9 protein-coding genes and 1 pseudogene are annotated in these 13,670 nt (G+C 52.0%); 1 reads left to right on the forward strand and 9 read right to left on the reverse strand.

The annotated features are described in order from the left end of the window. Positions 1–539: 539 nt before the first annotated feature. Entirely contained in the window at positions 540–842 is a 303-nt protein-coding gene (locus ACA072_RS08890; RefSeq protein ID WP_497624007.1) for a hypothetical protein, read from the reverse strand. Continuing rightward, positions 839–5,614, reverse strand: a complete 4,776-nt coding sequence (locus ACA072_RS08895) for an RHS repeat-associated core domain-containing protein (RefSeq protein ID WP_497624008.1) — start codon at positions 5,612–5,614, stop codon at positions 839–841. Before ACA072_RS08895 ends, ACA072_RS08890 begins: the two co-directional genes overlap by 4 nt. 256 nt (positions 5,615–5,870) lie before the next feature. Here ACA072_RS08895 and ACA072_RS08900 point away from each other — a divergent pair, with 256 nt between their 5' ends. Continuing rightward, complete coding sequence (locus ACA072_RS08900) at positions 5,871–6,566, forward strand: HAD-IA family hydrolase (protein WP_497624009.1); 696 nt, start codon at positions 5,871–5,873, stop codon at positions 6,564–6,566. 59 nt (positions 6,567–6,625) lie between these two features. On the opposite strand, the gene ACA072_RS08905 is transcribed toward ACA072_RS08900, so the two are convergent. The 7 genes and pseudogenes from ACA072_RS08905 to ACA072_RS08935 all read right to left on the reverse strand — a co-directional run bounded on the left by ACA072_RS08905 (position 6,626) and on the right by ACA072_RS08935 (position 13,551). Beyond that, a complete protein-coding gene (locus ACA072_RS08905; RefSeq protein ID WP_497624010.1) occupies positions 6,626–7,372 on the reverse strand; it encodes a 3-oxoacyl-ACP reductase family protein in 747 nt (248 codons plus the stop codon). A 655-nt stretch (positions 7,373–8,027) separates the two neighbouring features. Next, positions 8,028–9,470, reverse strand: coding sequence for a hypothetical protein (locus ACA072_RS08910; protein ID WP_497625060.1), 1,443 nt, complete (start codon positions 9,468–9,470; stop codon positions 8,028–8,030). Between the two features lie 189 nt (positions 9,471–9,659). Next, positions 9,660–10,043 (reverse strand): annotated as a pseudogene (locus ACA072_RS08915) (TniQ family protein); the annotation flags it as partial. Continuing rightward, positions 10,040–11,011, reverse strand: coding sequence for a TniB family NTP-binding protein (locus tag ACA072_RS08920; RefSeq protein WP_497624011.1), 972 nt, complete (start codon positions 11,009–11,011; stop codon positions 10,040–10,042). The pseudogene ACA072_RS08915 and the gene ACA072_RS08920, both read right to left, overlap by 4 nt. Continuing rightward, a complete protein-coding gene (locus tag ACA072_RS08925; RefSeq protein ID WP_497624012.1) occupies positions 11,008–11,979 on the reverse strand; it encodes a transposase family protein in 972 nt (323 codons plus the stop codon). Before ACA072_RS08925 ends, ACA072_RS08920 begins: the two co-directional genes overlap by 4 nt. After that, a complete protein-coding gene (locus ACA072_RS08930; protein WP_497624013.1) occupies positions 11,940–12,896 on the reverse strand; it encodes a hypothetical protein in 957 nt (318 codons plus the stop codon). The genes ACA072_RS08925 and ACA072_RS08930 overlap by 40 nt, the downstream gene beginning before the upstream one ends. Continuing rightward, positions 12,889–13,551, reverse strand: coding sequence for a TnsA endonuclease N-terminal domain-containing protein (locus tag ACA072_RS08935; RefSeq protein WP_497624014.1), 663 nt, complete (start codon positions 13,549–13,551; stop codon positions 12,889–12,891). The genes ACA072_RS08930 and ACA072_RS08935 overlap by 8 nt, the downstream gene beginning before the upstream one ends. Positions 13,552–13,670: the final 119 nt, after the last annotated feature.

Raw genomic sequence — 13,670 nt, forward strand, 5'->3', positions numbered from 1 at the left:
AAAGCCAACGCTGCCAGAAATCAGGTACGCACCTTTTAAGGAGATGCACCATGATCAGGTCAACATTGATGGTCCTGACGGTGAGCAGCGTGTTGTCGATCAGTTCAATGGCGGCGTTTGCTCAATCTTCCGGCGCGCCGGTTGATAAGGGCGGGATGCCGCCCTCCACTGAAATGAATGCAGGTTCTGGAGATGGAAAGGCGCTGCCGCCTGGTTCCATTGGCAGTGGGAATGCGGGCGATGCAAAAGGGAGTAGCACCAGCCCGGGGGCGGGAAGCGGGTCGATGAGCGGTGGAAGTTCGACTGGGAGCGGTTCTGGAGGTGGATCTGGAGGATCCGGTAGTTCCGGTGGATCTGGAATGAGTGGTGGTGGGAGCGGTGGGAGTTCGGGGAGTGCGGGAGGAGGGACGGGTAGTGCTGGGGGCGGGACTGGTGGTTCGGGAGGTTAGCCCGGTAGTTATTCAACAAAAAGCCCAGCAACGAGCTGGGCTTTTTGTTGAACAGGCGAGCGGATTGTAAAAATTGATGGGCGAAGTTGGCTATTGTTCCTTATCGATCACATTCTGAGCAGCACTTATCTCTTCGATAAGTAATTGAATCGTATCGGCCTTTGAGTACACAAGTGGCGCGTCCCAGTCGTAACCCTTGATAACTCTGATTTGAAAAGAACCGTTTATATCGAATGAGGGATACCAGCCGACATCTAGCAAGTGTGTTCCTTGATAATCCACTTGGAGCATGTCTTCTTTCAGTAAGTCGATCTGATTTGAAAGATCGATATTTTTCAATACGGAAATCTCATCGTAAGTGATTTTTCCCGTGATGAATGTTAGGTCAATCACTTTGTCAGTCTCCTATATTCGATCTCTGAAATTGGATGTCCATGAATCGTTCTGGCACTTAGCTCGATGCGAATCCAGCGGCTGGATTTTCCTTCGCTAGCACCTATGTCGGTCTCGTACTCTTTGATTTTCCAAGATTTTCCATTGGTGGCAGGGGAGCCAGTTTTGTAAGCGTCTCGCTCCATGCTTTCAATATCGATTCCATGCTTGTATTTGGCTGGCCCCGACTTGGTTGAGTTTATCGTTTCCTTCCATGTCATGTTTTTTGACGGGCTGTGCTTGTAACCGTGCGGCGTCCAGTCGACCTTCTCTGGAAATGGAAGATGAGGATCTCCCTCATTAATCTTGGCCTTCCCCGCCGGATCCTCATCCCCAAACGAAGGCCTCTTACACCCATCCGCCCCCGGACAATCACTCAACCCCAACGGATCAACCCACCCCGTCGGATTACGCGTGTACTGATACCCGTTGATCCCACCCGTCAACTTGCTCGGATCCGGCGTCAGATACCGTCCCATATCCGGGTTGTAATACCGATGCCGGTTGTAGTGCAGCCCCGTCTCCGCATCGAAATACTGTCCCTGAAACCTCAACGGCTGGTCCAGAACCTGATGGGTATCGCGATTGAGGCGAGTCAGGCGGCCATACGCCGTGTACTGGGCGGCCCAAATAATGTCGCCGCTGTAGTCGGTGAGTTCTTGCGGTGTCCCGAGGTGGTCGAGTTGGTAGTAGAACGGGCAGGCGTGGCGAGGGCCTTTGCCGTCGAGCATGGCCAGAGGGCGGAAGGTTCCGGGCTCGTAGAGGTAGCTGCGGTGGTGCTCCTGGCTGTGTTCGGCGACGAGGTGGTCGCCTTGCCAGAAGAATTCAGTGGTTTTGCCGTCGACGGTTTTGCTGATGCGACGGCCGAAGGCGTCGTAGCGGTAGCTGGCGCTGCTGCCGTTTGGAAGAATGGCGCCGATTAATCGATGCTGGCAGTCGTAGCGGTATTCGGTGACGAGTTTTTGTGCGGTGCCGCGGCGTTCGCGGATCAGGTTGCCGAAGGCGTCGTAGTCGAAATGGCGATCGCCCTGCATCAGCAGGCGGTTGCCTTTGAGGGCGGCCGGTCCGGGCCGGTCCTGCATCAACAGGTTGCCGGCGGGGTCATGGGCGAAGCTTTCGGGCTGCTGGTCACGGGAGTGACGGACGCGGATCAGGCAGTCAAGCGGATCGTATTGATAACTGCGTTGGCCATGACGGGTGTCGGCGATGTGTTCGAGATTGCCGTTGGCGCTGTAGGCATAGTCGCGGCGATACAACGGTTGCCGGGTTTGGCTGACAGCATGGGCTTTCAGGCGACCCTGTTCATCGTAGTCGTACCGGCTCGACAATTTGCCTTGCTGACGCTGCAGTTCGCGGCCGGCTTTATACGTGTGGTTTGTAAGTCGTGTGCCGTTAAGGTCGATGGCTGTCAGCACACCGCCCTTGGCATGGTGATAGTCGAGTTTGCTGTTGTCTGGCAGACGCAAATAGTTGAGTCTGCCGCAGGCGTCATAGCCATAACGCAACGTGCCCCAACCCTGATGCTCTGTGATCAGGCGATTGTGTTTGTCGTACTCGAATTCCAACGGATGGTCGTGGCCGTCATCGACGCTGACCAATTGGCCGAGGTTGTCATACCGGTATTCGAGGTTGACACCATCGGGCAGGTTTTTGACCAACAGGCGTCCGGCCGTATCCCGTTGGTAGCTCGTAAACAGCTGCGACCCGTCATCGCCGAATTCGGTTTTTTCCAGTAGATGACCGTTGAGGTCGTAGGCATACGCTGTGCGCCGGCCATCGAAGCCGGTTTCCTGTCGGATCAATCCACCGGGCGTGTAGTCCAGCCGATAGTGTTCGCCGGATTCGTTTTCGATTTCAGTCAGTAGCAGCCGTGCACTGTCGTAGCGATAACGCAGCTGCGTGCCGTCGGGGTTGATCCGGCGACTGACCAGGTGCAGATCATTGTCGTATTCAAAACGGGTGACGCGCCCCAGTTCATCGCGTTCGGCGGTGATCTTGCCGTAGGCGTTGTAACTGAACGCGCGGCTGGCGCCTGTGGGAAGAGTCGTCCTTATCAGCCGGCCAACGGGGTCCCATTGGTGTTGAGTGATGGCGCCGTGTTCGTCCTGACGGCTAATCTGCCGGCCCAATACATCGTAGGAAAAACGCCGCTGACTGCCGTTCGGCAAGGTCTCTTCAACCAACTGCGCGATTGCATCCCACTCGAACACATGACGGCTGTTATCCGGGTAGCGGATAGACAGCAACCGTCCTTGAGCATCGTAGTGGTAGTGAGTGATGTGGCCGTCTGGATCGGTGGCCTCGGTGACATCACCCTGCGCATTACGCAGATATTTCCAAACCGATTTGCCGTGATATCGCACATGCAGGAAACCGTTGCGATATTCGTAGGACGTTGGCTCTTCTTCAGGAGGAATCAGCGCAATCAGCCGACCGATCTCGTCGTAGCGGTATTGAGTAATCGCCCCCAGCGGCCCCTGTTCGGCAATCAACTGGCCTTTTTGGTCGTAGGCCTTTAGATACTCGCCGCCATCCGGCTCGACCCGACGCACCAATCGCGCCTTATCGTCATGGACATAGACCTCTTCACTGCCATCGGCGTTTTTAACCAGAACTCCGCCGTCGTCATCCCAGGCATAGCGTGTATCCATCTGCGGAAAAGTCGCCCAGTGCCTGACGCATCTGGCGGCTTTGCCGGATCGTTCCCACTCCCAAAAGAAACTGGCCCCACCGGCCAGTTGCCGCTGGAGAATTACGTGTTGATCGTCGTAGTCGTACCGTTCGCTTTCGCCGGCAGCATTGGTCGCTTCGATCAGGCGATGACGGGCGTCGTAACGGTAGGCAATCAGCGTTTGCTCTGTACGCCAGGCATCCACCAAGCCCTCGGCTGGGTGAAACGACTGATACTCGACCGTCACGATGTGCCTGCGCTCGTAACGCAACAGCAGTGAACGGCCTGCGCCGTTGTCGATACGTTGAATGCGATCCTGACGGTCGCGGGTGATGTGCAGCCGGTTGTCGTAGGCATCACTGATGGTCGTCAGCCGACCATTCATAAAGTGATAAAACCGCGCCTCTGCACCGGCCAGCGCGAGCACCAATTCCTCAGGCTTGTTACCCAGGTAAATCGCAGCCCGCGACAGGCTGTTATGAATCGCCGGACGCAAAAGACTGGGTAGCGGAAACGTCGTACGACGGTTTTCATGGTCGGTCCAGACGACCTGTTCTGCGTCCAGTTCCAGCCGATGTGCCAGTGAATGACTCCAGCCCAGGCCCAAGCCGCAATCGAGTTCCACGGCGCTGGTTCGGTACAACCGGGTAAATGCAAACGGCAGCAAGCCGTTCAACGAACCATCGTCCAGGGTCAGCAATTCCTCGCCGGTGACCATCGACACCGGGCAACCGTTGGTACAGGTCAGCGGCCCGCAATCGGCGCTGTCGCTGTTAGGGTTTTTCGCTTGATCGGGAACGTCGTCACGGCGTTCCTGACGGCTCAGTCGGGTCATGGCCACGGATTTGTCGCGAGCTATGGCGACCGGATTCTGCGCCAGCAAAACCGGCCCGGCGCCCGTGGTGATCTGCAACGGCACGGCGGGTGCGGGGTTAAGCGGAGCATTTCGGACACTGACCGCGAGAGGTTTGAGTACGCCCGCGTGGATCGTGAGGTCGGATTTGGCACGAAGCCCGGCCAGCCTCAGGCTCGCGGCGGCCAGCCAATTGCGCGCGCGGTCGGATTTGACCTTGTCCAGCACCCTGGCGCTGATGCCGAGCTTCAACCCGGCAGGACCAGTGAAGCGCGCCAGCAGGAAGCCGATCAATATTCCTGTGCGAATCTCTGCCACGACTTCGGCGATGTACTGCGGTGGCAGCATTCGCAGCCAACTGGTGATCGCCGCCAGATGAATGAACATCAATGGCTCATCACTCAGCACCAGCAACAGATTGGCGACAGATTCAGCCGAAGCCTTCAGCAGCGTTTCAAGTTCGGTCTCGGTCAGGTACTCAAGGAGCTTTTCACTGTTGGCCTGCAGGTTCGCGATCAGCTCGTAGATCTGCTTCACGTCATCCCACAGCCCGTTCAGCGCGTTCTCGAAACCACGCCAGTCGGCCTGTTGCAGCAGGCCGTAGCGCTTGATGAAACCGGCCTCGGCGAACTCGGCCCACAAAGGTTCGAATTCGGTGCTCCACTCATTACGCAGCCAGCCTTCCAGGTCGCTGATAACGCCTTGATAAGAGGTGTAGAGCGCTTTGACATGATCCGCAGAAACGTTCGGGAAAAAGGTGATGCGGTAACGCCGGCTACGCTCGCACCCGAGGATTTCGAGGATGCCGCTGGGGCCGATCTCGTCATGAACCGGCTCGCCGAACGTACCGTCAGCGTTCAAGGGCTCAAGCATCACCGGGGTGTTGCCTATTGGCACGAAGCGCGCCGCGTCGAACATGTGCACCAGCGTCAGGGGACCCGCTGCCGGGCACGCGGCGACAGTCGAACTGACAGGCGTGGTGGCGTTTTTCGGCGCGACCAGGCGAACGTCGTCACCGACCTTGAACACCTGCTCGATATCCAACGCCTTGCCGGTCCAGAAACTTTCCGCCCAGGCGTCGTAGTCATTGAGGCAAAGCCGAAAGTCACCGAGCAGCGCTTCGACGTTCGGCTGCTCGGGGTCCATGGCGGCGACCACCAGCAGGCCGATGGCGTTATTCAAGGCCAGTACCTTGTCAGGTACGAACATTCGCAGTCCCTCGCTCGCGCAGATCAAGTTTGAGCGCGAGACTTTGCTTGGGATCAACGGGTAAAGAAGTCGGGAAAAGAGGCGTTTTATGTAGGGAAAATCGCTAAATGACGACGAGCACTTTTTGTATCTGTCAGGCATTGCCCGTTGCTCGATGGCAGCCGCGCTCGCTATGCTGCTGAAACCTTTAATCGATCACGGACCCGGCCGCACCTGAGCCGCCTCTGGGATGTCATTAGAAAACGGATCAGATGCGATGACTGCAGCGCTGAAAGAACTCCGCCCGATCAAGGCCGTTATTTTCGATATGGACGGCTTATTGCTGGACACCGAGGGCATCTACACCGAGGTCACGTCCCTGATTGCTGCGCGCTACGGTCGAGTCTTCGACTGGAGCATCAAACAGAACATCATCGGCCGTGGCGCGGGTGATCTGGCGCGCTATGTGGTCGAGGCGCTGGAGTTGCCCATCACCGCCGAAGAGTTTCTAGTGATTCGCGAACCGCTCATGCGCGAACGTTTTCCAAAAGCGCTGGCGATGCCCGGCGCGGAGGAGTTGGTGCGGCACTTGAAAGCCAACAACATCCCGATCGCGGTCGGTACCAGTTCTTCGCGTCAGTCGTTCGGCCAGAAAACCACGTTGCACCGCGACTGGTTCGCGCTGTTCGATTTTGTTGTGACGGCCGATGACCCTGAAGTGGGCGCGGCCAAGCCGGCGCCGGACATCTTCCTGACGGCAGCGCGGCGCTTGGGCGTTGCGCCTGAAGATTGCCTGGTGTTTGAAGATTCGCCGTTCGGTGTCACTGCGGCGAAAGCGGCGGGGATGACGGCGATTGCGATTCCCGATGCGGCGATGGCTGACGAAAAGTATGCACATGCCGATGGGATTCTTCGTGCGCTGACAGCGTTTAAACCGAGCGCCTTTGGCCTGCCGGCGCTTGAATGGGCTTGACGACAGGAAATGTGGGAGCAAGCTCGCTCCCACATTTTATTTTGCGTTGATTGACCGTATCAGGCGCCAAACCCACCATCGATGGTCAGGCTCGCCCCGGTGATGTAACCGGCCTCCGGTCCGACCAGGTACGCAACGAAGCTGGCGATTTCTTCGGCTTTGCCGTAACGGCCCACCGCCATCAGCGGGATCAGGCTTTCGGCGAAGTCACCACTGGCCGGGTTCATGTCGGTGTCGACCGGGCCTGGTTGCACGTTATTGATGGTGATGCCGCGTGGACCGAGGTCGCGGGCCAGGCCTTTGGTCAGGCCGACCAGCGCCGATTTGCTCATGGCGTACGGGCCGCCACCGGCGAAGGGCATACGGTCGGCGTTGGTGCTGCCGATGTTGATGATGCGACCGCCTTCAGTCATGTGTTTGGCGGCGGCCTGGGTGGCAATGAACACGCTGCGCACGTTGATGGCCAGTGTCTGGTCGAAATCTTCGAGTTTGAAATCCTCCAGCGGTGCAACGGCCAGTACGCCAGCGTTGTTGACCAGGATGTCCAGGCGACCAAAGGCTTTTACGGTAGCGGCCACAGCGCTGCGAATGGCCTCGGCGTCGGCGCTGTCAGCCTTGATGGCGAGGGCTTTGCCGCCGTTGCCGGTGATGCTGTTTTGCAATTCTTCGGCTTTGGCCGTGGAGCTGACGTAGGTGAAGGCAACGGTCGCGCCTTCAGCGGCCAGGCGTTTGACAATGGCGGCGCCGATGCCGCGGGACCCGCCTTGAATCAAAGCCACTTTACCGCTGAGGTTCTGAGTAGTCATATCGATCTCCGAAGTCCCGAGGCGAATGTCTCGGTTGATGGAGCCTAGTATTGATTGAGGATTACACGCTGCTTCGTCAGTCAAAAAAAAATAAAATCACACCTTAAGAAAATCAACAGCTTGCGGGTGGCGAGTCGAGTGAAAATAAAACAAAATTTCATTAGATTGTAAAAAATCGCGTAGGTGATCAATTGATGGTAAAAATTTTAGCGACTGTCATTAACTTAGTTATCAAAAATTAGATGAGCTAATTAACTGCGAATTGTTGCTCAAGGTTGAGGCTTGAATTTTCCCGGTCATCTGACATGAAAGGATATCACTCTACTATTGCGAACGATGATTGCGCAAGTAATTCAATATTAGGAGAGCGCTGGATTTCGGATTTGCAGGCTGCTATTTTAATTGCTGAAACCCTTCGATGGGGCTCAGGAAAGGTAAATCTAAAAATGCAAAAAAGGTGATTCCCTAATTGCGGCGTTAAATTGAGCGAAATTTTTTGTAAGCTGGAGTTTTAGCATGTAGGAGAGTTTAAATAGCTAAGATTTTATGTCGTTACTGTAGCGAGCTTTTTAGAAATATATCCCTCCATCCATGAAGTCAGTAAGCGTTAGAGTCGTTGAGAGCATAAATAAGTAATGGTGACGAGTATTAGGAGCTAAGTGGTATGTTTTTTTTGTTGGAGGATGTTTTGGATGTCCGCTGTCCTGTAAAGCAATTGTATATCTCCATTCGAATAAACCAGTGCGCGGGAAGGCTTAATTTTTGAATTGTTAATCAGACGGATGGCTTTGGTACAGCCGCATTGCAAAAGTTTAGTTGTCTGTTCGATTGATAAATGTTTCTGGAGATGGGCATCCATGACTCGAATGTCTGCTTCAGAATAGTAAGGGGTTCCCTTCATGACCTCTGGTGTGATTAGTCCCGTCAGAATAAATCGATGGTATAGGAGGCGGCTGGAGATATTTAAAATTTTTGCTGCTTTACTAGTTGTGAAGCGATACGAATTATTTTCCATTGATTTGCTGGCGATGTTTGAGCAGCGAAGGGAAGTGCCATATTTGAATGGCTTTATATATGCATTAGCTATCCTGATTGTATTATCTAGCTGCTGGGTTGGCGGGAACACAATGGGATATAGAAGTGGAGGATTTTTTGATGTGTCTGTTAATTTGTCAAAAACTGAAAGAATTTTTGATTTTTCATAGACGCGTGGGCCTAGTTTGTTATGGGTGCTATTAATGCCAAGTTGATTGAGTAGGCGGATTGTTTGAACTGTTGTTATTTTAAGTGTTTGAGAGATTTTTTCAGGTAGAATAAAATTATTGTTAAATCTCATGGTGGAGGTTTTTTCTATGAGAATTGGGTGGAGCTGTACTAAGCCTCTGGGTTGATAAGGTCGTTGCAAGTACCCTAATTCAACTAGCTGTAGTACAGTATTTTTAGTGCAGTGAAGTAGTGTGATGGTTTTTTCCATTGACAGATAGTTACATTCTGTAGGTTTGTTTTTGGCTTTATGATGGAGCATGCAGACGTCATTCCAGGCTTTATGATGGAGCATGTAGTCATCATTCTTGGCTTCATGATGGAGCATGTAGTTATCTTTCTTGGCTTGATAATGGTACGTGCAGTCGTCATTCTTGGCTTCATGATGGAGTATGCTGTCGCGTGCGAGACGGATTAGTCTACAAATAGGAGTTTGGCAATGATAATAGGGCGTGACTCCGTTGTTGCGAATAATTTTAAAATTTTCAGAAATAAATGTTGATGTTTTTGAGCAGGCGTTCCAATCACCTACGGAGTAAGCGATTTCACATCGCATCAGTTTCACGTCCGCACAACATAGTCCGTTTTTGCAGTTTGAATTCAAGGCGGAGGGTTCTTTAACGGTCTCATTTGCGAGTTTGATTAACAACGGATGGCTTGTTTGCCATGGCGAAAGGTGCATGGAGCGTGTAAATCCTGGGTATTTTGAAAGTTGTATTGTGATCATTTCCGTTGCATGTTTCAGAATGGCGCTAACAAAAAGACATTTATTTAAATCGTCGTTAGACTTTCTCGAAGTCCAGATGTCCTCACATTTTTGTGCGAGGTTGGTCATGTACGATAGTTCGCGAATGTCAGCGTAGGGGCCAAATGTTTCAAGTCGATCTGCTTCAAACAGCCTACCGCTCAGGGGTTTGGTTCTTCGCCTATCGGAACCACATTTGCAAAATAGAAGATTTGCAGTGGTCCAATGCTCATGTGCATGGCAGTCAGGACAATGTGTGACTATGAATGTTCCATGGAGAGGGCAGACTACTAAATCCCGTATATCTTGGAATACAGTAATGAGTTCGTTGCGTAAACACTCGGGGCAGTACCGCAGGTGGAATGCAAACTGCGAGCGATAGAGGGTGACTTCATCGATAATCCAGAGTGGCTGTGCGGAATTATTTACCGTGTAGCTATTTGCCAAGAGGTAATGTGTCAGTTCCGGCGCTTCCATAGTTAACCTGTTGAAAAGCGATGATTGCTCGGTCAATAATTCAAGTGAGTCTCCACTATATGGAACTCCCAAGGCCGAGCACATGGTGGCGACATTAGAGTATCCATTGTGATACGCAGTTCGTAAGATAATTCCTTTAGGGCTTTCCCATTGTTGGGGTTTGCCTACATAACAAAGAGTGTTCATTTTTGAGTTTTATATAGCTTATTGGTTTGAGCTTTCAATGCGTTATTCAGCTGATGAGGCTTCATATGGAAATAGTTGGGGCTACAACAAAAAGCCAGATCTGCAGAAGCCTCTGCGAAGTCGCTAATTTTCAAGGTGTGGTCTCCTCTGAGGAGAGCTATTCGAAAACTATCATGTAGCAGGTTACTTAATCGTCTGAAGTTTCCTTGGGTGGCGAGGTAGATGGCTTTATAGGGGGTGGGGTCGGTTAAATGAATGTAGTCTTTCAAATGCCCCAGTCTGATCATTTCTTGTTGCAAGCCCGCCAATACACCCAGAAGTACAGGTGTCGATGATTCATCTGCCATTGACATCGATTGCAATCGAGCGCGATAGGGGAAGCGGTCGCTTAGCTCTTGAACCATAGTTATGGTGGACTCAGCAGTGGGTGATCCCGAAATCAAAAATGGTATGCTCGATCTATTTAGAAGTTTGATGATCCAGTTACACAGTGAGTTTTTCGTTTTTGACAATCCTTTTTCTGCTGCATGGTGAAAATCATCCAGGATTACCAATCTTACCTCCATTGTAATAAGTCTCCCGATGATAAGATCTTCCAAAGTAGTGATGCTTTGATAATCATTGGGTTGCCCACCAAGAATTTTCGCCATAACCATGGATAAACTTTTTATTGTTGTAGACTCGGGCAGCTCAATGTAAACACAAGGCCATATTGTTTTTTCGCATTCGGGGCGCTGAACCGATTGTTTCGGGCCAAGTTGCTTCTCAAGCATGCGACATAGTCTAGTTTTCCCGACGCCAGTAGGACCGATCAACATGGCTGAAGAGGGGTCTTTACGGTCTCGCGTGGTATCGATACATTTGGTGATGAGCCGCATGGCCTCTTGGTAGCTCGGGTACCAGACAGTGCAGGCAGCAAACGCTTCTAATGCTTCATCAATATTGATTCCGCAAGGTGTGATAGTCATAATTGGTCCACCTTAAAGATGGGAATCTCACAGTCGCCAATCGATTCCTCTCCCCAAACAGTAGCATGCGTTAGGTTATCCACTTCAGAAGCGCTGGAGTTCGTAGTATTACTCGACTTCCCATTTTTGCGTAAATGTCTGGATTCTTCGTATTCTTTGGCCATGCGCTGTCGAAGCTGTAATAAAGCTACATCGGCATCGCTATCGTCGAATTTTCGCCCCGCGTCCAGATATTGTTTATGCAGTAACTTATGCTCAGTCAGGGTGAGGCCGTTTTGGTACTCGGGATTAGTAGCGTATGCGCGTACAGGGTTACGTGGGGTATCTGGGTGGGCGACCCATATTTCACCTAGATCCAGCGGGGTATAATAGCAAATCGCCGATTGCCCTTCTTTTAGTTTAGATCGAATCTCCTGCAGACTTGGGCCATACCAACTTAAACATAAAAAATTCACACGCCCTGCAGCGCTGATTTTTGCTGATTGAACAGATCGACATAGAGTATCCAGGCTTTCGGCGGTAAATTTTTCGGGAGGCAGTCTGTTTTTCATCGCGCGCTGCCATGCCACTGCTGGCGGCATGTTTAGTGTGCGATGTTTCCTTTTATGATAAACGGTCTCTATCCAATCCTCGACGTGCCGATTCATAGTCGCCGCGGTAAATGCCGCTTCGCCTTCGGCGTCATAAAACTCACATTCGAATCGATTGGACATCGTGGTGCCAGGCTGCTGGTGGAGCCATTTTTCAAACGTTTCGAAAAAACGTTCAATGCGCGCCCTTGCATTCGGGACGCCGGGTGGGCCTAGGCCAAAAAGAATACCCAATCTATCCAAGAAATGTCTTATTATCGAATTTATGAATTCAGCACCATTGTCGCTGTGTAGAAAAATACATTTTCCGCGAATGTATTCTTCGCCTGGGACTGCCGTTAAGGCTTTTTTAATGCGCGAATCGTTTTTTCCGCGCAAGGATAAGTTGTGGAGAGTTCCCAACCAATGACGCATCGAGTTTTAATTTCGAAGATGACGGTCCACCAGAGGATTTTTCCTAGCGGCTTTCCACTTTCATCAATGATGACCATATCAATAAGATGTGAATCAATTTCAGCTAGATCCAATATTTCTTGAGGTTCCACGCTTTGTTTGCTTGAGTCGTGCTTTTTCTTCGCATAATTTGAGCCGAAGCGAGCCATGTCGCTTGTCCTAGCGCATAGTTTTTTTATCCTTCTCTGTATTGTGGAAAGTGAAGGGGTCTTGAGTAGAAGACTTGAGTATCCCTTGCGCAAGCGATTCATCTCTACTATTTGACCATGAACATATCTTTGTATCTCTTTCGGCCCGGAAGGGGGGGGTCTTAAATATTCCTGCTCAATCATGTCCTGAATGACGGTTTCAACATCTGGAGCCAGATGTTTGCCACGCGGTGCGATGCTCTGTTCTTTTAGTAGGCTGAAACGATCGCAGTTGTGATTTTTGTAGTGCTTGGACCATTTGTACAAGGAGTTGTAGCAGGGCGGTTTGGGGTCACCTATTTCATGACTCAACTGTTGGATCAATGCTTCTGTGGCTTTTACAGGCAATGAACCGCCCAGTTGCTGGAGGGCAGTACTGACGTATCGGTACTGACGTTCGGCTGCCTTCACATGGGGGTCTAGTGGATTAAGAAAAGCCAAGGCTTTGGAGCCCGCTCCCGGTGGACGGGCAAATGGCAGAATGGTTTGGTGAGACAACTCGGTCATCATTGCATCGACGGCGAGGGAGCGGGTATACGTGCACTCTAAGTCCCTTAGCGTCACCAATTCCTCATCAGCGTGAATGACCTCCATGATTCGTCCATGCACGAGGTATTGGCTCCCCACGATAGGTGTTTCCAGTTGCTCACGCATGCGAGTGCTCCCAACTAACCACGAGGTCCAACGTCAAACGGTGGGTCAAATCTGCCCTCAGTCGTCTCGTGAACAGGTTGTAGCAGATCGTCCCAATGTCTGGTGCCGCGTCGTCCTGGATCAGATCACCGAGTGTCGTCGGCCACTTACGCTGCTGTACGTAGTGATAGAAGTACTCTTGCCGTTGCTCGGTGTGAGTGCTTGAGCGGTTGTAAAGCGCTTGTAAGGTATGAAACCTGGTTGACCCCGTGATGTGTTGCTGGTCGTGGCGCTTAAATGTCCACCCTTCCTGAAGACAGAGCGCATGAAAGCTATCCAGCGTGGCAAGTCGACTTAGGCGTTGTTTGGAGAAGTCGAGCTTGACCTCCGTGAAGTAGCTTTCCCCGTGCGTTAGCACGACGAGGAAGTCTGGAGTGTAGCGATAGCGTTGACCATCGTCCGTCCAGGTAAAGGTGTGGGGTTGCGTGTAGTACTTCACTACTTGTGGGGCATGCTCTAGCCAAATGCAGTACGCAGATTCCAATACCGACTCGCACTCCATCGAACGGCCATTTTTGAGGGAGGGAAAGTACACAATGAAATTTTGCCGCCCCCGCCGTGGGGAATGCCGAGCGGGCCCTTCGTCGAGATTCATTGCCTTTGACGTAATAATCATCTTACGACCTCCGTTGTACATCGGGCAGCTCCACTACCGGTAGCGGAGGCTGGTGGAAGCGCCTCAATCGTTCCTACGTGAGGACCTTAGTGTTTCCGGCTATAACGGACCTGCCATGT

Source organism: Pseudomonas sp. LBUM1656 (genome assembly GCF_059716065.1).